This window comes from Candidatus Neomarinimicrobiota bacterium, from assembly GCA_034716895.1.
GTDB lineage: Bacteria > Fidelibacterota > UBA8477 > UBA8477 > JABMPR01 > JABMPR01.
This window is the reverse complement of sequence record JAYEKW010000245.1, coordinates 22,603-44,423: the sequence shown is the minus strand read 5'-3', so window position 1 is coordinate 44,423 and position 21,821 is coordinate 22,603. Positions and strand designations below refer to the sequence as shown.

Sequence of the window (21,821 nt, the reverse complement as noted above, 5' to 3'; positions counted from 1 at the left end):
TCAGCGTCCCATCCAGCCACCGTCTACCAGCAGGGTAGTACCATGGATGTAATCAGAGGCGCTCGAACTGAGGAAGTGGACAGCACCTGCTATATCTTCAGGTTCTCCCCAACGACCCGCTGGTATTCGCTCCAGTATCGCTTTGTTGCGAACAGGATCTGCCTGTAGAGCAGCTGTGTTGTCAGTAGCGATGTAACCAGGCGCCACTGCATTAACATTCACACCCAGTCCAGCCCATTCATTTGCCAACGCCATGGTAAGCGTCTTGATGCCCCCTTTGCTGGCTGCGTAGCCTGGAACTGTAATGCCCCCCTGAAATGATAACAATGAGGCAATAAATATGATCTTTCCCTGCCCCCTTGCCAGCATCTGTTTACCGATCTCCCGACTCAAAATAAATTGGGCACTAAGATTCACATGTAGGACCTCATCCCAGAATTCATCCGGATGATCCTCAGCTGGTTTACGCAGAATGGTTCCAGCATTATTCACCAGGATATCGATGACTGCGTGATCTCTCGCCAAGGTAGAGGTAAATTCGCTAAGTGACTGTCTGTCAGCGAAGTTACAGGTATAGTTAGCGAAGGATCGGCCTAAATTATCACACTTCGCTGACAGATTTAGAGTTTTCCCTGATCGCGAAACAGACACTATATCGGCCCCTGCTTCAGCCAGAGCCATGGCACAAGCTTCGCCAATTCCCCGACTGGAACCAGTCACCAATGCTGTTTTTCCAGCTAATGAAAAGAGATCGGAATGCATGCTTACCTCAGTTTTTCCATATCAATAAAATCCATATCGGTAAAAGCCTGATTCTCACCACCCATGCCCCAGATGAATGTGTAATTACGGGTCCCAGCGGCAGAATGCATGGACCAGCTGGGGCTAATGACTGCTTGCTTGCTCTTCATCACCAGCATGCGAATCTCATCTGGTTTTCCCATGAGATGAAAAATTCGTTGCCCTGGCTCAAGATCATAATACATGTAAACTTCCATGCGACGGGGATGGAGATGGGGCGGCATCGTGTTCCATACCTGACCAACACCCAAGGACGTAATACCCATGACCAGTTGACATGATTGGACGGAACCGGGATGGATCATCTTCACAATCCTGCGGGTATTGGCAGCTTCTGCAGTACCCAGGTCTTCAACCTCTCCAGTGGAGTTTTTAATCAACTTAGTGGGATATTTAGTGTGTGCAGGATAGCTCAACAGATAGAATTCAGCAGGATCATCTTGATCTACACTTGTGAAGCTGATACTGCGTGAACCACGCCCAACATAGAGCGCATCCCCTTTTTCCAGGTCATAAGTATTTGCATCTACTTGGATGCTGCCATGACCGCCAATATTAATAACGCCTAATTCACGTCTCTCAGCAAAGATTTCTGTCGCCATTTCCTTTTGACTGCCTTTTAGCTCCAGTGTAAGATCAAGGGGAACGGCCGAGCCGACGATGGCGCGATCTGCATCTGCGTAAAGGAGAACTATTTCCCCAGGCATAAAAAGATGTTCTACTAGAAAATTTTGACGCAATTCTTCAGTATTCATGCGGGGGTAAGCCTGATCGTTTGGTAAGTATCGTGTTTCCATTATTGCTCCATTTATTTAATTATTTTGTATTCTTTGCGAGGATAGTTTCAAGCTGACTCATTTTGTTAACACCAACACTTCAAGCGGAGTCCTCATTCGTTCCTGAAAATTGTTAACATACTGAATCCAGGTTTCTTTATCCGGCATGTAAGCAGATTTTGACCAACTTGCTCCAGCATAATATGAGAGTTCTGATTGTCCCTCTTGAAATAAGCCAAATAAAAATTGATCGTCATATTGAATTACTGGTATTGCTTGAGATGACGGATCTCGAATGATGGCAGAACCCAACCAACCATTGTTTCCCTTAAAAGCTTCATAGAGTACCATGTAATCACCTGAGCTATCGAGGATTACAGGTTCTGGAGATCGACTGGGGTGAGCAGTTAAACCAGCAACAAATTTTAGCGTAGCAGATGGTTCAGGCTCGTGAGTAAAGCGATATTCAAAATGATTCAGGTAGTGACCTGCATCCAGGGAAATGCGCATTGTTTCGGTAAATCTGTTATTTTTGGATCCCCACGCGGCGTAATCCAATTCAAAGACCAGACGCAGGGGACCTTCTGCCAAAATCCGATAATCAACATAATTCTTACTCGTGTACAGCGTATCATTGACCCACAATCCCAGACCACCACAGCCCAGGGTAGGACCAACCTTGTAAAAATCAGCTCCCTGACCATGATCTCGGTGATAGTCATCTCTGGCGTACCATTTATTAATGATGAGATCATCCACACTTTTGGTCCATACGTCAACCCCGCTGCTGATCTCACCCGATTGTTCCAGGGCAGGCCCATACATCCTGAAGGCAATCCGGTTATTTTCCCAGGCAAAATCATCTTTTCGCTCTGGCACAAAACGACCATAAACCAGGGTATCGACCCCAGTAGGTTCTGCATTGACGATGAGAAATGAACGTTGCTCCAGGGGCTTTAGATCAACTGAGAGTAGAAGTTCCTCCCATTCCCCATCCTGATCCAGATCAAGGCTCTGAGTGGAAATTTCCTGTTTCGTTTCAAGATCGAGGATTTTAAGCTTGGCATCAGTATTGATGGTTCCTGCCAACTGTGACCGACTGATAGAAATCATCTCATTCTTACGATCTAGATCTAAAGAATTGCTGACTTGAATCACACTGTTTTCAGGTTGGCAAGCCAAAATTAATAGCGCCAACGGAAGAACAAATAATCCGGGATTATTTATGGATTTTTTTAGATGCATAGTGGATTTAATCATACCAAAGGATTGGTTGACGAATTGGGAAATTTCGCAATCCTTCCTGAGTTTTTGGTAGAGGTGGAAATTGTTCCCAAAGGTGGATATAATCTGATCGATTTAAAGCGGTCCCGGCAAACAAAAGGGCTGGATGCCTTGCAGGCCATTGATCCCAATACATAACATCGGGGGTATAAGTCCAGGCTGATTTGTCATCAATAAATGGGACAATAAATTCCATCGCTTTTGCAGGACCACTGCCATTTTCCAGCTGATAGGTCCAAAGATTATTCTCTGGCGTGGAGAGTATATGACAGACTGTTGCCATGATATCCATATTGAATAATGAATAGCCATAAGGCTTGGTCCGGTTCAGCTCCAGGTGAAAGCTCCCGTCTTCAGACATCTGATTCGGTAGGATGACCGTCTTAAAACGATAGCTACAGTAGTCTAACATTTCCTGATTCTCAGTTAGCTTCGCATAAATGGAAGCCTGCATGACCCAGCATGTCCCATGGTTATTGGTGCGATCCCGCTCATCGATTCCATACTCGTGGGTCATCATCCACGCTAAAAACTCACTGAACCAAGCCTGGAAAAGCAGGTAATCATCATCCGTAATTTGCCCTGAGTGATGCAAAATCATGATTGCCTGAACTGGCTCAACAAAATGAATTCCATCAATCAGACCAACTCCCCTACCCGGTACACGGCCTTTGATCGCCTGAGCATAATTCATATTTGCAGTCATCTTAGTGGCAGGATCAATAAACCAGGCCTTCAGATTCCGGACAGCAGGTGTAGCATATTTTGCGTCACCAGTAAGCTTGAAAGCGGCCGTCAAAGAGGCCACAGCAATACTCATTTTCCGCATTGCCAAGCGATGATCTAAGAAATTGTCAGGATTACTCTGCCCATCTTTCCGTATGTAGGGACCCTCTGGATCATCAGGATTCGGCCACCAGTAATCACCTTCAGAATAAAAGTCATGCAAGCCACCCTGGCTGCGATCACATTGCGCTGCGGTGACTGTGACTGGAGCAATATTAAGATATTTTTCAGCCGACTGGATGATCCAAGCACCGTCTACGGCTTTTATTTTGTCCAGAGTTATTTGCTTTGGATGAATTATGTGAGTTTGATTCACACATCCTGCAAGGAGGATAGCTATTATCAATAGCAGAGGTCTGATGTGATTTTTCATGGTGTTGTAATCCTTAAATAACTTCCCTTAAAATCTTGAGTTCTGGCTTCGATGGTTGAAATTCCTGAAGCACCTGGCAAGAATTCGATTGATGCTTTACCACTTGCAAACTCGATCACATCGCTGCCAGTTGGGGTGCCCTGGTAACGCAACAAATCTCCTGGACCATCGATATCGAAATAGACTCTTTTATTGTATTGGGGACATAAGCCACCCTTTTTGTCAACGACTCTAGCTTCGATCAAAATAGTGCCATTGTCCAATACGGTCTGGCTCAGCGCTACGGTTTCAGGTTTACTCGGCTTCCCCACGGTGAAATTCACAATGAGCGAATCCCGGGAAACTTCCTCTGTTCCTGTATATCCAACAGCGATCAGTGTGTTTGGACCTGCTTCAAAATTAACATCCCAGTGAAATCCACTGGCGGGAAAGGCTCTGAGTTCCTTTTCATGCCTACCCATGGATACATCGTTGTGATAAAATTCCACTGTTTCACAGTTACTGAAAACGGAGATCTCTCTGGTTTCGTTCTTTTTGCCGAATCTCTCGGTCCAGGTATGCGATTCGATATAACAGAACTTTGGATCGGTGGTCCAGTAGCTCTTAAACACATAATAGGCATCCTTGGGATTACCCTCCCGATCCACCAGGCCTTTTTGATTAATGTAAGGAATAGCATTTTCCGGTCTCAGCGGGGTCCCAAAGTCTTTAAACGCCCACTGGGCATTCCCAGTAAGCCATGGACTGGTCTCGCTGATCATGAGGTGCCAATCGAATAGATCCACGATGTAATTCTCACTCCAATCACCTGAAGCTGAGACTCTTTTTACGTTGATCATATTGGATTTTTCATCCCACTCATCCGCTTTGACAAAACCCTCGCCAGTAATGGGATATTCAGTATGCCGACCCAGATGACTGGCCCCGCCGTACTCCATGTGGAAAAAATGTTTGTACTTTTTATTGGCTTTTGTGATGGCGGTTTCAAAGGTCTTATACATCCCCGAATACCAACCGGCCCAGATCGAAGGTGAAAACACATCTGTGACATCAGCACCATCATAGAATTTGCGCATCGTGGTTAAACGGTACGGATCCAATGCATGTGTGAGATCATTCAAATGATGAACATAGGTCACTAGAGAGTCAATATTGCCGCCTCCTTCAAAATCAGGCTGCCAGTAAAGTTCATTGCCCACAGACCATAGGATGATGCTGGGATGATTAAAATTTTGATTGATCTGCTCCCTCCAGAGCCGTTCAGTGTTGGATTTCCATACTGTGCCCCCCATACCGCCACGACACCAGGGCAATTCATCCCAGACCAGTAAGCCAAGTTCGTCACAAGCTTTGTAAATTTCTGGGTCCTGGGGATAGTGAGCCAGGCGGACAAAGTTTGCCCCAATCTCTTTGATCATTTCCATATCTCTACGGTGCAAAGCATTCGGCATGGCGTTACCATAGCCAGCCCACTCTTCATGGCGGTGGGTACCCCGCAAAAGGAGGCGTTCTCCATTGAGAAAAAAGGGACCATGTTCCTGGAATTCAAACCATCGGTAACCAATCTTTTCTTTCACAATATCTTTATATCCAGCAACACTGGACTGAATAACTACAGTATATAGATCAGGATTATCCGGGGACCAAAGGTTTGGGCCAGTTAGATTTGGAAGAACAAATGTATAGGTATTCAAACCAGCTTCTAGCCTTTCTGAATACCTTGAACTGAGTGCTATATCTCCCTGTGGATCTATAAGTTGTATCGATATCGCAATCTCATCAGAATGGTTCAGATCGTTGATGACTTCCATAGCAATACTGGTATTGGCAGAAGCAACGCTTACCTGCGGGGTTGAAATATGAAGCTGATTCAGATGTACTTTAGGAAGAACCTTGAGCCACACATCCCGGGTTATGCCACCATAAATGAAAAAATCAGATTTTTGGGATGGGATGATATTTGGGTTCACTGAGTTATCCACCCAAACCAGCAGTTCATTGATCTTGCCAGGTTTCAGGGAAGTCGAAATGTCCACATCAAACCCCACATAACCACCTACATGTCCCCCTACTTCCTGGCCATTCAGATAGACTTTTGATGAGATGTTGACACCCTCAAAATGCAGGATCCACTTTTTATCAGCACCAGGAAATTGAATCAACTTCCGATACCAACTTGCAGAGCGACGGTAACCGGGATTGTTATCAGTGGCATCCAGAGCATTCCAGGTATGAGGTAAATTGATGTCTACCCATTCTGACTGAGATACCTCTCCTACTTGTGAAATTTCAAGGGATTGTTCAAGATATCTCCAGCCCTCATTCAGATTGATAGTCTGGCGAGCTAACTCAGGATCCAGTACAATGCTAAGGGGGACAATCTGAGAGGAGTGACTGGTATTTCCATCTGGTGGTATGCAACTACTCAACAATACCATTAATAGTAGTGGTGTAAGGATGGTCTTCCCCATTATTTACTCCCTGTTTTCCAAAAGTTTAATCATTTCTGAACCGGCCAGAAGAAAGGCTCCAGCCCCATACGCATGGGTATCATCATAGGAGACATCTCTGGGATCCATGCCAATATCTTGGACCCAACCGATCTTACCATCTTCATGAACAGCCTGAACCAACCCGGACCACCCCAGAATTACGGCTGATTCATATTTCGCCGGATCAAGGTGACCCTGATTAACACCCCAGGCTAAAGCATAGGTAATGAAACCACTGCCACTGCTCTCTGGATTAGGATATTCTGCAGCATCCAGTAGACTGGAGCGCCAAAGACCATCCTCTCCCTGGAGAACAACCAGTGATGCTGCCAAAGTCTTGAAAAGTTCAATATAGGACTGGCGCTGTTTATCCTTTTCAGGAAGATTCACAATGATGCGAGGTAAGCCAGCAATCACCCACCCATTGCCTCTGGACCAGAAAACTTTATATCCATTGGCGGACCTACGATAGAAGTAACGTTGATCCCTGTAAAATAAAGCTTCGTTTTTATCAAACAGATGCTCAGCTGTGTCCCAGTATAGCTGGTGCAAAAATTTATGATATTTCTTCTGACCAGTCACTTGCCCGAGTTGAGCCAGGGTGGGCGGCGACATAAAGAGAGCATCACACCAGGACCAATCCTTTCTACCAAGCTTTGGGTGACTCATCAGTGTGTCATAAACAGCCCTGACAGCCTCAATACGGTGTTTTTTTGGGGAATCAGCATGAAGACTCAAGTAAACAGATCCACAGGCATGGTCGTCCGCATGACGCAATCGAGGTCCCATTGCATAATTATTTGCCTCAGCCCATTTTCGAGCCTGTTTTAAGTAATACTTATCACCCGTAGCCTCATGCGCAGCCATCACGCCGATATAGAATGAAGCAGGCACCCAGCCATTGGGGAAATCACGGTTCTTGCTTCTGTGCCGACTGGGATTCTTAATCTGATATTTGGCGACTGCCTTCATCTGCTTTTTGACCTGGACACTGGTCAACAGGGTCGATCCTGAATCACCAATACCTGGGGAAAGCCAGATCAATAAACCGAGTATGAGAACTAAAATACGGCGCATCAGGAAACTACTTGTTCATCCGATTTAATCTTTGTTCGAACTGGTATTCATAGAGTGAGGGAACGGCAATATTCTTGGCATTGATCCCTTCCATATAGGCTCCTGGTCCATAATTGATCTCCATGGGATAGTTGCCTGTCACTCCAATCAGGCGGGCTGAGGGTCCATTGGTGACACCCTTAATCTGCAAGGGTAATTCCTTGGGTTCATCATAGGTGAAGTCAACCTGGATATTCCAGAATGTGGAAAAGGCGCCATGAGTGGGCGACCAATATCCATCGCCTCCCATATAGAAAAAGGTCCTGTTGGGATCAGCTTCGATAAGTTTAATATCATCAAACAGATTCTGATGATTCGCACCACTATGTTGATCAAGAGAGGGCACTTCAGTTACCACTGAATGGGTAAAGACACAATTTCTAGCACCGGTATTAAAACTTAATGAATGATAAACATCGCAGTTTACGTGAATATTTTTTCCCAGCATATCGTAGACATCACCAAAATGAACTGCATAGTGATATTTGCGACCGGTAACCTTCACATTCTCAACCGTTACATTAGCACAGACATCAGACAGAAATCCGCTATCCCCATTATGAAAAGACACGTCCTTTACCCACGAATTGGCAACATTGGCATAGTATATCCCATTGTAACCCGCCTCAAGGTGATGAGCAAAATAGGGTTCATAGGCAAATTCAAAACGCAAGTGTTCCATACCAATCTCTTCAAGATGCTTCCATTCAGTTAATGTGGGTGCCCACTCAGGTCGCAGATCATGCATAAGTGGTTCCTTCAACTTGATAACCTCCGCATTGATCTCAACAATTGTGACTTCTTGTTTGATGACCGGCATATTGGGATTTTCCCAATGACGGGAACCCACCATTACGTCCTGATTATCATATAGATGTTTGATCAGTGAAGAATTCTCACCCGATTTGTTGTACCAGTTGACACGTACAACATCACCGACACTCAGCCCATCAGATTGATCCACAATGAGCTCATGACTTCCCCGGGCGCCTTCCAGTATGGAGGCCAGTACTTGATCCGGTTTATAGTATTTAGACATATACGTTTTGGCAGCTTCACCTGGTACTCTCGTCCAAAAATAGGCCCCTGACCAGGCATAGAGTGAATAGAGAGAATCGATGCCTCGTTCCGGTTCGCGTTGGCGCTTATTGTTTACATGAAGATATTCTTCCAGCTCGATCATATCCGTGGGCGTTGGCAAGGTATTAAGTGGTTTGGGGAAATACAGAATGGTTCCCTCTGCCCCGCTCCCGGCACCTTGCAGAACAAAATTACTGCGCTCGATGTATAGGATGTCCGAAATAATCACCCGCCCGGCAGGTAGAGCAAGCACCACAGGTTCAGATTGGCTATGCGCTGCAGTAAAAGCGGCTTTCAGGGCATCTGTATCATCCAGAGAGTCATTGGCTACAACTCCAAAATCTGTTGCAAAAAGGGTGGCTTGCATTTGGGGGATTTCTTTTTCGCCCCAATGATACCCGGCGTACGAGAAATCAGGAAGGTAGATATCTGAATCCTCCAGGATGGTTGGCATCCATGGTCCTACAGAGGACTGTTTTTGTGGCGTGCATCCAGTGCTGATTAATAGTACCCACACTACTCCGAGTGCAATGATTCTGGATGATAATGACTTATGTTTCACAGTTTTCCCCTTTGTATTTATTAATAGCTTCATTTCTCTTTTATAGAATTTCTAATCTTTAATGCCGATACAGGTCTCTGCCTGGTTAATCTTAACTGGAACTGAAATACTTGCCCTGTCATCAGTACTTGGATCATGGATTTGACGAAGTACCTGCTCCAATGCAATACGACCTATCTCTTGCGCCGGTTGCTTGATCCCGGTGATGGCAGGTGATATGAACGAATTGTAATTACTACTGCCAAAACAGACAATATCCAGATCCTGTGGAATTTGAATTCCGTGCTCCTTGGCATAGCTAAGTACTCCCAGAGCCACTGGATAAGTGACAGCAAAAATGATCTGAGGCAGTGCCCCTTTTTCATGAATCTTTTGTAATCCGGAATAACCATCTGAGCGACTAAAACCGCCAAAGATCACATGGGAATCTGCGGCTGTTAGTCCATGATTTTCCAACGCTTTTAAAAAACCCTTATAGCGTAATCGACCGATACTGACATTCTGATAGCCACCTATATGTCCTAACTCCCTATAACCCTTGTCGATGGCACAATCCACCAGGTCTAAGGTACCCTGCTCATCTGCAGAGGTGATACAGCTAAAGCCCAGATCTTCTATCACACGATCAAAAAAGACTAGGGGTGTTCCATTCTCAGCCACCCTTTGAAATATGTCGGTCTGTCTAGTCTGCTCTGTTACCGAGATCAACAGACCATCCACACGCATGGAAAGCAGTGTCTTCAGATGTTTTTGTTCCAGGGTATCGTCTTCCTCTGAGACCATCATGATAATCTCATAATCTTTTTCATTGGCCAGCAAATATATGGCATCAATGGCCTGAGTTAAAAAATGATGAGCAATTTTAGGCACCACCAGGCCAATAGTCCTGGTATGTTTTGCAGTCAATTTTTGAGCGATGATATTTGGACGGTAGCCCAACTCCTTAGCTAAGGCTAGGACTTTCTCGGTAGTCGCTTGCCCAATATCGGATTGGCGTCGTAATGCTTTAGACACGGATACTTTTGAGATTCCCAAACGGGTAGCAATATCTTGAAGCGTAACTGGTTTTATCTTACTCACGGTTGATCCCTGTTAAGTTACTTTACCGGTTAAGTTACTTTGTGCTTCACGATTCGCAAGTATTCTAGGAATTTTATTTTTTATAGGGGTATACGGATAATACCAATCGGGGAAAAACCGCCCGATAGTATTCCCATTGGGTAGATATCAGTTACCTGATCGCCACATTTCACCTGATTTGACTGCTTGAAGGATGGTTTCTTCTGCTCCACTCTGACTTTCAATATGGGTCGATACTGAGGCATAGATCGTTTGAACGCCAGATATATTCACCAGAATTACTGGTTGTTTGAAAAGATGTCGGATGGCTTGATTCACTATACTGGTCAAACCAATGGCGACATAATCTCCATTTTCCCTAACCAAAAGAGCGGTAGCGGAATAGGTCGCATGTTTCCAATTAATTTTTCCCGGACTTACTGGAGTTACCCCTACCCAAGCTTCAGGTAATTTGCCATTATCAGCTTGAGATGAAAGAAGTAAACTAGTCATAATAATGTCGCTAGCAGCGGTATTCTGAACACGCATGACATTGCCTTTGTCAGCGTACCTCCCGTGCCTCCAAACAGTTACAGGTTCTGCATCAAGTGATTTGATAATGAATACGGAGCCATTACTAAACACCCGTTTTACCTGCGAATTATCAATTTCTGTAAAAAGGCCCTGCCAGATCTGTTGGTATTCGTGGTCTGTTCCAGCCGGGTTATGAAAGACATCTCGAACTATCCAAAAGCCATCTTTCACAAAAAGAACCTCCCTCGTGTATGTAAGGTTTTGCGCATCAAAACCATTATGGGTTCCTGCAAAATAATCGATATCATTTCCAAAGTGATGGCTAAGAACCTTAGGCTGAGGCAGATCTAACCATTTTCCAAAACCTGATCCCCCGCTGTTCCCTTTCCAGTTCTGAGCTTGGGGAATACTATCAACCAGCACAACACTTTTAGTCCAGCTATTCTTCCAGAACCGAAAATCAGGTTTGTTGTATTTGACTTGATAATTAGGCAAAATCTCATTGCCGTCGGCATACGCAACCAAACCCAGCATATCAGCGTGTTGATGATCCGGTTTAGTGGGTGATAAACCAGCATTGATCACCATGTATTCATCGTCCTTAGCCCAACCATTCCGCATGACATAGTAGCCGGTACTGGTCAGAGCAGTCGAGGATAGTTCCGGTCTTTGAGTTTGAATATTAGAGAGAGAGGCTATCTCTTCCTGATTTAAAAGCCAGTACAAATTGGCAGAAACACCTTCATCGACAAAATAGCCGTAAATAGGATCCTGCCAGAGAATGGTTCCCAACGCCATGACATCACTCGCTGTATTGGTTTCGGCATGAAAAGCATCCGTATCGTCCTGTAAAACAGGTAATAATTTATCTGGTTGTGCCAATACAACGAGGGCATGGAACATTTTTCGGAATTGCTGCTCATATATTGGGGGTAATTTGACCTTACTTCGCTGAGCAAGTTGCCAAACCCTAAGATAATTCTCAATATCTCCCTTATGGTAATGCACCGTGCGTTCAAATTGGAACCCATCCTCATTGATCTCATGCTCAAGGTGCCAGGTTACCCCATCAACAGCCAGGTGCTGCCACAATCTGGCACTGGCATATTCATTGAATAGTGTAGATATCTCAAAAAGCGAAACCATCCCCCGAGTATGGTGATTACCATGTCGAACTTTCTTACCCTTCTCAGCCAGCTGTGCCCCTGTATGCAAGAGCGTCCTTATGGTTTCAATCTGATCCTGCCATGAATAATCATCACTGCTCAAATAACTATGATGGGCATGCAGCCATTGATGGGTTCGCTTTCCAGCCCGGAATACTTCATACACCGCATTCCCGGCCTGGTCATATTCCCCTTCCCTGAAAGCCTGGTTCAGACTGGCCATCTGACGCACCCAGTACTGCATATTTTCAGATTCTCCAGGATCAGCGAAATACATAAAGACCATATCTCTGGATTTGCTTTGGCGTGCCAGATGACGCAGACGATAGGCGGTAACTTCTGCTCCCCTCAAATTCTTAAAAGGTCGAATCCAATGTGTCTCAGGGGCATACATGGCTTTCATCTCTGCTGACCTATCCGTGTGATATTTGAGTCGCTTCGGGAAGGCCTTATGATAACTCGCGTACTTTTCCGGAAAATGTTTCCAATTGAAATAGTAGCGTTCTGAGGCAGCTTCTTTGAAATAGGCAGCCAATCGTTTGAGAGCTAATTGATGATCTCCATTGTTCCGCGCTGAATATACCTTACCCAAGCCCTTGATATTGGGAACAAGGCCATAGAGTAAAACGCTATCGGAGGGTATTTCATCAGCGCGAATCACCTGTATTGGTTTTAAATTTGACGTACGTTCACTACCTGAACATTCAAAAAGAGCTGTGATACAGATGAAAAACAATAAGATGAAAACAAATTTATTTTTAAGTAGCATAGACAGATTCCCCAATCGAATGATGGGCTGAAAATTATTTAGCGATTTAAAACAACTTTGTGAGTGCGAGACTCCAGGCTTTGCCGGCAATGGATAAAATAGATGCCGCTGGCTAATTCAGGTGTTTGGACAGTCAAGCGATGGTTTCCAGCCTCAAGAACCCCTTGAAATAGCATCTTAAGCCGGCGACCACAAATATCAATTATCACAATGCTGGTCTCAGAACGACTTAGCCCATTCAGGTTCAGTACAAAACTGGTGTTGTATGGGTTGGGATATGATGATATCACAAAAGGTTGACCAGCCAAAACTACTGGCACAATTTCCACCGGTTCCCACCAGGTGACATTCACACCAAACAGTGTATCATAATCCGTATTACTATAGACCAGATTATCCGGTCCATAATAGATGGAAGTGCCATTTTCTATGATAACCCCATTGGTGTTGTAATAAATCTGATTGCTATCGATCCAGACAAACTCAGGATTGCCAGCATACCCGCCTAGGGTTCCCGGATCATATTTGAGATAGATCCCTGCGAATCCGGAGGAATTGTTGTAACGAATGATATTGTTCTTTAAAATTGTGTGAGGAGCATTTTGAATGTAGAAACCTTTCCCGGAACTTACAGTGCAATTCTCAACCCGGTTATGCTCAATTCGAGTATGGGGTGAACCGAGATACACCCGAACCCCTTCTCGGCAATTAATAAAAACGTTATGATGAATATAATTGTAATATCCAGATGCATCATGCAAGGCACCAGTGTTGCCAACGCCCACTCCACCCCCTGAGGTTACATCGCGTATCTCATTATAGCAGATCTCATTGTTGTATTCATCTTCGCCATGGAGATCAAGGGCATCCAAAACGTTGTCAGTAAGGATATTGTTCCGAATAAGGTTGTTGTGAGAGTAGTATTGGACCACCACTCCATGTCTGATGTATGGACCGGTAAACGAATTATCCTCAATCAGATTATAACGACTGTCTCTGGCCAGGCCATAACTATCCACGTTATGTCCATTACCCTGGACAGTTATTCCATAACCGGATCCCCCACCACCCACATCAGTCGCCATCCTGAAATCAGAGTTTCGAACAATACAGTCACTGGAATTGGCCAAACGAATGGCCGCTGCTCGAAATTTCTCGAATCGACAACTATCTACCACAACCCGCCTGGAGGGTGTACTACCTGAGTCATCAATATAGAGGTGTACACCAGGAGCTGATCGATCAGGATTATTTATTGTTGGATTGGTCGAATATGCACCTGAATAATCTGAACTAAAGGTCAAACTATTGATGGTCACTGCGTACAGACCTTGAAGCTTAACTGTTTTTGTCGTTTCATTCTGATTGATAGTCAGTGGAAATTGAGACTTGAGGATTGTGCCTTCCATAGACTCACCATGAAGATGATATCCATCTGATAGCATAATGTGGGATGTAGAACTGGAAGTGTGTGAAGACAAGAGGTTGTATACACCATTGGGGAAATAAACGAGGTCACCTGCGCCTGCAGCACTGACTGCCGCCTGAATACCTGGCCTATCGTCAAAATCATTGTCCAAAATGTCAACCCCATAATCAAGGACATTGACCGTATCACCCCAGGGCAAAAGGGGATCAAGAATCTCATGAACAGAGCCATCTTCATTGAAGAAACCTGGAATATCAAAAGCTGGTTGGGCCAGCAATGAGCCACCAAAGATCAAAAAGAAAATAATGATCACGAGGCGCTTCATACCAAAGATACTTCAATTTGAGGATTTACTGATCCATCCTTACCCCCTGGACCTTTTTCGCCTTTTTGCACACTCATTGGGCAGATTACATCGCATGTTTGTCGTTGACCAAGTATCATTCGAAGCGAATGCTAACGCTGAACCCGTCCTGAGGTATTCCCCTGTACCACGCTGAACACTTCAGTTTCAGAAACCAGATTAAAATCACCGGGAATGGTCTGTTTAAGAGCGGAAGCAGCAACGCCAAACTCAAGAGCATCCTGAAGCGGTTGTTTTTTTAACAAGGCATGGATTAGACCTGCCCCGAAAGCGTCTCCCCCACCCACACGATCAACAATATGTAAGGAATACCGCTTAGAAAGAAAAAATTCACTTCCATCGTACAACATGGCGGACCAATTGTTATCACTGGCTGAAAGACTTTCTCGAAGCGTTATTGCGACCATGGAAGCTTTGCTGATTGACATCACTTCAGTAGCAACCTGCCGGTAGTGCTCAACATCTAATTCTCCGGAATGAACATCCGTTGAATTGGCTCGAATACCAAACACATCAGCACAATCCTCTTCATTGGCAATAATAAGATCAGTGTACTGAACCAATTCAGTCATCACCTCACGAGCCTCATTACGGGTCCATAACTTATTGCGATAATTCAAATCACAACTCACACGAAGACCGAGCTTTTTAGCAGTCTTTGCAGCTTCCAGGGTAAGTTTAGCAGCTTGTGGTGAGAGTGCAGGAGTAATTCCCGTTGTATGAAACCATTCTTGATGGGCAAATATCTGATCCCAGTCAAAATCGCTACCATCAGCCTCTGATATGGCTGAGTGTTTACGATCATAAGTCACTTTGGAAGGTCTGATAGAAGCACCATGTTCCAGGAAGTAAATCCCCATACGATCTCCACCGCGACTTATAAAATTGGTTTTAACGCCATACTTATGTAAATCACCCAGTGCAGCATCAGCAATGGGATTTTCTGGTAATTTGGTCACAAATTGCACATCATTTCCAAAATTAGAAAGTGAAACAGCAACATTTGCTTCGCCACCGCCAAAGGTTGTCTGGAACCGGTCGGTTTGAATAAATCGTTGATGATCGTAGGGAGAAAGCCGGAGCATGATCTCCCCAAAGGTGACAATTTTGTGACTCATAACTAGCTCCTATGCTCGTCCTTTTTCTACTTCACGATAGTATTGTCTGGCCAAATCGGCCAAATCATCCCAGCGGGCATTATTAATTAAATCGTACTGGAGCAAAGCTGTGCCAACGCCCACGCAGACAGCACCATTTCTAATAAAATCTGCAACGTTTGTTAAGTTCACACCACCTGTAGGCGTCATTTTAAGATGTGGCATGGGTGCCAGAATATCTTTGAAATAACCCGGACCAAAAGTTGTAGCAGGAAACACTTTAACGATATCTGTACCAGCAGCAAAGGAGCGTTGGATTTCTGTGGGTGTCAAAGCGCCCAGAATAGCTGGCTTATCATGACTATGAGCGATTTCAAGCACACCTTCATCAAATATAGGCGAGACAATAAACTCTGCGCCTGCATCAATGCCTTTTTGAGCCACCCTTGGATTAAGTACGGATCCCAGGCCAACCAGTATTTGATCCCCATACGTCTTCTTCAGATTCTGAATGATCTCAAAGGGCCGGGTTGATGACATGGTCACTTCCATAATACTAATACCACCCGCCATCAGAGCCTCAGCAGCTTCCATGACCTGCGACCCCTTAGTGATCCGAACCACTGGAACAATTCCAATGGCTATTAATTTATCCAAGACCTCATTTTTCTGCATCATCTTAACCTCTATTCAGCTTCAATAAAATCCTCGCGCATCGGTGAAAAAGTATCAATAAGTACCCCATCTTCAAGGCAAACGGCACCGTGATTAATATCACTGACAAGTACAAAAGCATCACCAGCACGCATGATTTTTTTCAGTCCATCAATTTCAACTTCAAAAACACCAGATTCCACATAAGTAACCTGTTGATGGAGGTGCTCATGGGTATACCCAATGGCACCCTGTTTGAAAGTAACCCTTACCAGCATCAAATCGGATAAATATCCAAGAATCTGACGATCCAAACCCTCTTGGATGTTCTCAACTTCAACATCCTTGGCGTAGATATGACCTGTTTTCATTATTTGGGTTCCTTCAGCTGTACTTTTTTGATCTCCCCGCTGAACAAGAAGACGAAAAGCAAGGCTGCTGGTACAAGACCTGCACCCATAAGAAATACCAATGTGTATCCTGATGTGTCAACAATGACTGGTACCAGGTTCGTAACAACAATGACTCCCAGAACAGCACTCAACCCCCCCATACCTGCCAGGGAACCAACGGTACCTCCCCCAAAGAAATCGCTGGGTAGGGTCTGAATATTATTCATTGATATTTGGAAACCGAATAAGATGATGGTGATCAATGCAATAGCGGCAGCTGAGGTGCTGGCAAAAGCAGTCATAATCAAACTGGGGAACATGATGATGGCTCCCAGGGTGATGGCCCATTTCCGGGCTTTATTTACGGTCCAGCCTTTTTCCATGAAATAGCCACTCAGATAACCGCCAAATAGAGATCCCAGCGCTGCCCCCACATAGGGCATCCAGGCATACATGCCGATTTCTTTGACATTGAAACCAAATTTGTTGTGCAAATATATGGGTAGCCATACTACAAACAGCCACCAGACCGGATCCAGAAATATTCTTGAAATAATTACGGAATAACTCTGTTTATAGGTGAGCAACTCACCCCAGCCAGGAACTCTCTCCGTGGAGGCAGGTGTATCACTTAAGGCTTGGTCACCCAGGATATGCTGTTTTTCTTCGTCAGTGATCCACGGATGGTCTTTTGGTAAAGCCCGATTCAAATACCACCAGGGGATGATCCATAACATTCCAAGCAAACCGAGTAACATGAAAGTGATTTTCCACCCTATTGACAAATACAGAATAGCAATCAGAGGCGGAGCTACAATGGATCCAGCCGATGTTCCCGTACTGAAAATACCCTGAGCAAAGGCTCTTTCCTTAGCGGGGAACCATTCAGCATTGGACTTGGTGGCTCCTGGCCAGTTACCCGCCTCACCAACCCCTAACAGGAAGCGGACAAGACTAAAAGAAACAACCGAACGTGCCAAGCCATGAAGGGCTGCTGACAAACTCCAAACCACAATGGAAATCACAAATCCAAGTCTGGTACCAACAATATCATACAGCTTACCCGAAAGCATCTGGCTCACACCATAGGCCACCAGAAACATACTCATTATCTTGGCGTACCCTGCGTTACCAATGCCCAATTCCTCACTCATTTCCGGCCACATGATGGCCATAGCGAAACGATCGATATAATTGATCATGGTGGCCACTGCAACCAGTGTCACAATCCACCACCTGAGACCTTTAATCTTTTTTTCTTGTTTCGCATTCATTTTCAGCTCCAAGTCTTATGCATTAATTCAGAGTAACTTTGTAATTCCCTTTCCAGGAGTACGTGGCTCCATGGAATTCAACGGAGTGTTCAGCTTCTAGATCAGCTTCACTATTGGTGATCATCAGGGTCCAGACGATATCATTTTCGCCCATCACTTTTACCACCGTAGCAACATCAGAATGACCTATGACCTGAATTTCAGTTAATTCAGGATAAACACTGGAAGACACTTCCTGTGCTTCGCTGAAATATCCATGTGGTTCGATCACGCTGGCAAATACTTCACTTTTCCCTTCAGACCTACGAATCAACAGGGGTTCATTGCGTAGATTGAAATTGGGATCATTGGCTCCAATCATACCAAATATCATTTCAGTATCAGAATCAATATCAGTCAAGTAAGAATAATAACGATGTCCATCCAACCAGGTGAGGCTGGCATCTGTATTCACCACCGATTGGGCGATCTGCCAGATGTGCTGATAACCATCCGATTTTCCAATTGGCTCACGCTTAGCGGTGTTAACCGTATATTCAAAATTTGAATTGATGATTTGACCATGGAAATGAACCGGCATATCATACTGGTGTCGCTGGGCACTTCGAACGCGATAAATATCAACAACCACAGGATAGTCCAGACGCGCATCTTTCAATAGAAACATGGTTCGTTGCATCTTCACTCCATCATAATGATCATTGGCCGTGGCGCTCATCACCTGTACATCCCCATTTGTGGCATCAAAGAAATGACGATTCCCATGTACTTTATCCGCAGCTTTTCGATTAAAATTATTCTGGGTTTTCCCATCGATAACCAGTGTGTTATGGGTAATAGTCTGCTTAGCATAGGAATTATTCTCTGGAAGGTAACGACCACCGAACTTTGTTTCAATATTGATCCATCTGCTATAGCCATAGTCAGGAATCACATCAGAACCTTGATCATAGTACATAAAATGAAGTTTATCAAAATGTCCATGTCCAAGACCATGAACACCATATTTCATGGCCAGCAGGGTTTGGTCAGCACCTTTGCCGTAGCGTAAGATTCCAAAACCACCCTGAGTACCATCATCACCATCAACAAACTCGATACTGGACCACGTTGGCTCGACTACGACAGACTCCTTCTCGTAGGCCTGGGCTAGTTTTAAACCAGAGCCATTGGGATATACAGACCCCTGAATTTTGGCCAATCCTAGTAGATTTTTATCAATACCATAGCGGTCCAAAATAACTGATGTACCAAACAGTATCCCCGGTGCTAAGATATCCATGGATAAGCTGGCATCATTAATGGGCAGAAAGACACCATTTGGATAGGTCATCTGAACGGCTGAATAAAAAGCTTTCTTAATAATCTGTTCCTTGAACTCATAGATCTTTACTTCCGGTTTAACCCGTTCCAAGGCTTCAGCAAAAAAGAGCAGGGGTCGCATGGCATAACGCACATAGTAGGCGCCCTCCATGTAATAACCATCGGGAGCAAACAGATGCTCGATTTGAGCCAGAAAGCCCCCATTGCCATCTTTTTCTGTTCCATAAAGGGCACGCTCTACAAAATCATCATTTCCCATGACCAGTCCCATCATCCCAACAGAAGCAGCAGTCCACATCCCATGGTTGTGAATCCGGTTGAACTCTTCGGCATGATCAATGGAAAACCAATTAACCATGGGAATGAAGATATTCTTTTCATAATTGGCATGATCCTCTGCAGACAGCCAATCGTAGATGCAATCGTAGGCCTGGGCAGTATTCAGTAACCAGACTGTCTCGTTTAGCATCTGGTGAAATAATCTGCCTGGTTTCTGTTTGTGAGATAAGGGATGAGGACCCAATGTGGGATAAAAGTCAGCGTAAGTATCCAGCATGTCTTTGATGAATCTGGCATAAGTCTCATCACCGGTGAACGTGTACATATAGCCGGCATTTTTCATATCCCTATAGTTCTGCTTATGCTTTTCGTGAGCATAACCACCTGATTCTCCCGGTTCTGGAACATCTATTGGAGATGCAATGGCTTGATCTGTTTTCATTTTCAGATCGGTGTATGACTTGTCCATCAGTGTGTTGGACTTTATGGCAAGCACGACATCCTGCGCTTCGCTTGAAGAAATACTCAGATTCGGATGGTTGGATGATACAACTGGTTCTTGAGTACAGTTCAGCACCAGCAACATGACGGGAATAGCTATTAAAATTATTTTTTTCATTGGGTCCTCAAATCACATTAGGGCATGTATAAACCACCATTTACCTGGATACTCTGCCCATTGACATAAGCACCTAGACCAGAAGCAAGAAACAATACGACATTTGCCACATCAACAGGCTCGCCTAAACGACCTAGAGGAACCATCCCAGTGACCTTTTCATGAACTTCGGGAGCAGTAAAGGTGTTATGAAATGCCGTACCAGCAATGAATCCAGGAGATATAGCATTTACAGTCACACCATGCGAAGACACTTCCTTGATTACACCTTTGGTCATGGTCCAAATAGCACCCTTTGAAGCGGCATAGGCTGCGGCACCAGGCCCACCACCATCGTGGGCAGCCTGGCTGGAGAAGTTAATAATGCGACCTGCTGTACTTTTAATAAGATGAGGAATAGCGAAGGACGTAACCATAAATGCAGTTTTGACATTTACGTTCATGATAGTATCAAAATGACCCTCATCAAAATCTGCTATGGGAACACGTTTAATAAGTCCACCAGCGTTGTTCACCAGAATGTCTAATGATCCGCCAAAAGCCACGGTTTCATCAATTAATTTTTGGACATCCGCTTTATTTGAACAATCTGCGATGACCCCTTTTGCCTCACCACCAGCTGCAATGATCTCATCCACTTTTGTTTGGAGACCATCAGCATCCATATGATTATTGAGCACTACCTTTGCACCTGCTAAAGCCAGTGTTTTCGCTGTTTCGAATCCAATTCCCTGGATGCTACCTGTAATCAAGGCTGTTTTACCTGTTAAATCGATTTTCATGTCCAACCCTTTCAGTTTTGTATCTTTTTATAATATGTCATACTAATTAATTTGGCCTGTAAGATCGCGGTTGGTTTTAATCATCCGCTCTTTATTGATTCAATATCTTGTAGGAATGTTCTTCTGCAACAGCCAAGTGCCCCATCATAGCATCACGGGCAGCCTCTGAATTCTGATCACGAATGGCCACAAATATTTTTTCATGAAATGTTACTGCTTCACTTAAGGCTGTGTCCACAGTACTATAAACAATAGTTCGAATCCTTGGCATCAACCGAAATATTGGCTCCATTTGCAGGGGAATAATCGGATTCTTGGTGGCTTCACAAATTTGCATATGAAAACTTTGATCAATCTCACCTTGTCGCTCGGAATTGGATTGATCACTTTTTTGCAGCTCTTCCAGATTTATTTCTAAACCGTTCACATCTGCCTCATCCCGATTCCTGGCTGCTATCCAGGCAATCTGAGGTTCAAATGCTTTTCGAACTTCAATGACCTGTATGATCAACTCAGCATTCAGATTCATTGCCAGGTAACGGCTCATGGGTCTAACAGCGTGATCGGAATTGTACTCCGTAACGTAGATCCCACTCCCCTTTCGAATACTAATAAGTCCCTGAATACTCAACATTTGGAGTGCTTCTCGAAGTGCGGTCCGACTGACACCAAACATGATGCACAATTCTTTTTCAGTCGGTAGCTTATCACCAGGTAAATATTTCTTCTGTAGGATTGATTGCTCAATCTGATTTTGAATTTTGCTGCTAAGGGTTTCTGTGCTACCCACTTTTGAATATGTATGCATAC

Annotated in this window: 17 protein-coding genes; all 17 read right to left on the bottom strand. The window is 44.5% G+C overall.

The genetic code is table 11. The features are described 5' to 3' along the window. The 17 genes from U9Q77_13545 to U9Q77_13465 all read right to left on the bottom strand — a co-directional run bounded on the left by U9Q77_13545 (position 1) and on the right by U9Q77_13465 (position 21,819). Positions 1-762 (bottom strand): SDR family oxidoreductase, encoded by a 762-nt coding sequence (locus U9Q77_13545; GenBank protein MEA3288381.1) that lies wholly within the window; start codon positions 760-762, stop codon positions 1-3. 2 nt (positions 763-764) lie between these two features. Continuing rightward, on the bottom strand, positions 765-1,598 hold the full coding sequence (kduI, locus tag U9Q77_13540; GenBank protein ID MEA3288380.1) for a 5-dehydro-4-deoxy-D-glucuronate isomerase: 834 nt from the start codon (positions 1,596-1,598) through the stop codon (positions 765-767). A 57-nt stretch (positions 1,599-1,655) separates the two neighbouring features. Then, positions 1,656-2,822: a DUF4861 family protein gene (locus tag U9Q77_13535; protein ID MEA3288379.1), complete on the bottom strand. Its 1,167-nt coding sequence runs from the start codon at positions 2,820-2,822 to the stop codon at positions 1,656-1,658. Positions 2,823-2,829: 7 nt separating this feature from the next. Further along, the gene (locus U9Q77_13530) at positions 2,830-4,020 is read right to left on the bottom strand and encodes an alginate lyase family protein (protein ID MEA3288378.1); all 1,191 of its coding nucleotides are present in this window, start codon (positions 4,018-4,020) and stop codon (positions 2,830-2,832) included. Next, positions 4,017-6,491 carry a glycoside hydrolase family 2 TIM barrel-domain containing protein gene (locus U9Q77_13525; protein MEA3288377.1) on the bottom strand — a complete coding sequence of 825 codons (2,475 nt, stop codon included), beginning with the start codon at positions 6,489-6,491 and terminating at the stop codon, positions 4,017-4,019. Before U9Q77_13525 ends, U9Q77_13530 begins: the two co-directional genes overlap by 4 nt. Positions 6,492-6,494: 3 nt before the next feature. Next, a complete protein-coding gene (locus U9Q77_13520) occupies positions 6,495-7,589 on the bottom strand; it encodes a glycoside hydrolase family 88 protein (GenBank protein ID MEA3288376.1) in 1,095 nt (364 codons plus the stop codon). Between the two features lie 7 nt (positions 7,590-7,596). Then, the gene (locus U9Q77_13515; GenBank protein ID MEA3288375.1) at positions 7,597-9,162 is read right to left on the bottom strand and encodes a hypothetical protein; all 1,566 of its coding nucleotides are present in this window, start codon (positions 9,160-9,162) and stop codon (positions 7,597-7,599) included. Positions 9,163-9,321: 159 nt separating this feature from the next. Beyond that, positions 9,322-10,350: a LacI family DNA-binding transcriptional regulator gene (locus U9Q77_13510; protein MEA3288374.1), complete on the bottom strand. Its 1,029-nt coding sequence runs from the start codon at positions 10,348-10,350 to the stop codon at positions 9,322-9,324. Between the two features lie 147 nt (positions 10,351-10,497). Then, positions 10,498-12,798, bottom strand: a complete 2,301-nt coding sequence (locus tag U9Q77_13505) for a heparinase II/III family protein (protein ID MEA3288373.1) — start codon at positions 12,796-12,798, stop codon at positions 10,498-10,500. A 38-nt stretch (positions 12,799-12,836) separates the two neighbouring features. After that, positions 12,837-14,552, bottom strand: a complete 1,716-nt coding sequence (locus tag U9Q77_13500) for a right-handed parallel beta-helix repeat-containing protein (GenBank protein ID MEA3288372.1) — start codon at positions 14,550-14,552, stop codon at positions 12,837-12,839. A 131-nt stretch (positions 14,553-14,683) separates the two neighbouring features. Beyond that, positions 14,684-15,709, bottom strand: coding sequence for a sugar kinase (locus tag U9Q77_13495; GenBank protein MEA3288371.1), 1,026 nt, complete (start codon positions 15,707-15,709; stop codon positions 14,684-14,686). 9 nt (positions 15,710-15,718) lie between these two features. Continuing rightward, entirely contained in the window at positions 15,719-16,366 is a 648-nt protein-coding gene (locus U9Q77_13490) for a bifunctional 4-hydroxy-2-oxoglutarate aldolase/2-dehydro-3-deoxy-phosphogluconate aldolase (GenBank protein ID MEA3288370.1), read from the bottom strand. Between the two features lie 8 nt (positions 16,367-16,374). Next, positions 16,375-16,713, bottom strand: coding sequence for a cupin domain-containing protein (locus U9Q77_13485; GenBank protein MEA3288369.1), 339 nt, complete (start codon positions 16,711-16,713; stop codon positions 16,375-16,377). Further along, positions 16,713-18,008 carry an MFS transporter gene (locus U9Q77_13480; GenBank protein ID MEA3288368.1) on the bottom strand — a complete coding sequence of 432 codons (1,296 nt, stop codon included), beginning with the start codon at positions 18,006-18,008 and terminating at the stop codon, positions 16,713-16,715. The genes U9Q77_13485 and U9Q77_13480 overlap by 1 nt, the downstream gene beginning before the upstream one ends. A gap of 22 nt (positions 18,009-18,030) precedes the next feature. Further along, the gene (locus U9Q77_13475; protein ID MEA3288367.1) at positions 18,031-20,229 is read right to left on the bottom strand and encodes an alginate lyase family protein; all 2,199 of its coding nucleotides are present in this window, start codon (positions 20,227-20,229) and stop codon (positions 18,031-18,033) included. A gap of 17 nt (positions 20,230-20,246) precedes the next feature. After that, positions 20,247-21,011: an SDR family oxidoreductase gene (locus tag U9Q77_13470; protein ID MEA3288366.1), complete on the bottom strand. Its 765-nt coding sequence runs from the start codon at positions 21,009-21,011 to the stop codon at positions 20,247-20,249. Between the two features lie 91 nt (positions 21,012-21,102). Next, positions 21,103-21,819, bottom strand: coding sequence for a FadR/GntR family transcriptional regulator (locus U9Q77_13465; GenBank protein MEA3288365.1), 717 nt, complete (start codon positions 21,817-21,819; stop codon positions 21,103-21,105). Between the last annotated feature and the right edge of the window lie 2 nt (positions 21,820-21,821).

Coding starts and splice junctions, on each gene's coding strand:
- U9Q77_13545 (MEA3288381.1), bottom strand. CDS start 762: ATGCATTCCGATCTCTTTTCATTAGCTGGAAAAACAGCATTGGTGACT.
- kduI (MEA3288380.1), bottom strand. CDS start 1,598: ATGGAAACACGATACTTACCAAACGATCAGGCTTACCCCCGCATGAAT.
- U9Q77_13535 (MEA3288379.1), bottom strand. CDS start 2,822: ATGCATCTAAAAAAATCCATAAATAATCCCGGATTATTTGTTCTTCCG.
- U9Q77_13530 (MEA3288378.1), bottom strand. CDS start 4,020: ATGAAAAATCACATCAGACCTCTGCTATTGATAATAGCTATCCTCCTT.
- U9Q77_13525 (MEA3288377.1), bottom strand. CDS start 6,491: ATGGGGAAGACCATCCTTACACCACTACTATTAATGGTATTGTTGAGT.
- U9Q77_13520 (MEA3288376.1), bottom strand. CDS start 7,589: ATGCGCCGTATTTTAGTTCTCATACTCGGTTTATTGATCTGGCTTTCC.
- U9Q77_13515 (MEA3288375.1), bottom strand. CDS start 9,162: ATGCCAACCATCCTGGAGGATTCAGATATCTACCTTCCTGATTTCTCG.
- U9Q77_13505 (MEA3288373.1), bottom strand. CDS start 12,798: ATGCTACTTAAAAATAAATTTGTTTTCATCTTATTGTTTTTCATCTGT.
- U9Q77_13500 (MEA3288372.1), bottom strand. CDS start 14,552: ATGAAGCGCCTCGTGATCATTATTTTCTTTTTGATCTTTGGTGGCTCA.
- U9Q77_13495 (MEA3288371.1), bottom strand. CDS start 15,709: ATGAGTCACAAAATTGTCACCTTTGGGGAGATCATGCTCCGGCTTTCT.
- U9Q77_13490 (MEA3288370.1), bottom strand. CDS start 16,366: ATGATGCAGAAAAATGAGGTCTTGGATAAATTAATAGCCATTGGAATT.
- U9Q77_13485 (MEA3288369.1), bottom strand. CDS start 16,713: ATGAAAACAGGTCATATCTACGCCAAGGATGTTGAAGTTGAGAACATC.
- U9Q77_13480 (MEA3288368.1), bottom strand. CDS start 18,008: ATGAATGCGAAACAAGAAAAAAAGATTAAAGGTCTCAGGTGGTGGATT.
- U9Q77_13475 (MEA3288367.1), bottom strand. CDS start 20,229: ATGAAAAAAATAATTTTAATAGCTATTCCCGTCATGTTGCTGGTGCTG.
- U9Q77_13470 (MEA3288366.1), bottom strand. CDS start 21,011: ATGAAAATCGATTTAACAGGTAAAACAGCCTTGATTACAGGTAGCATC.
- U9Q77_13465 (MEA3288365.1), bottom strand. CDS start 21,819: ATGCATACATATTCAAAAGTGGGTAGCACAGAAACCCTTAGCAGCAAA.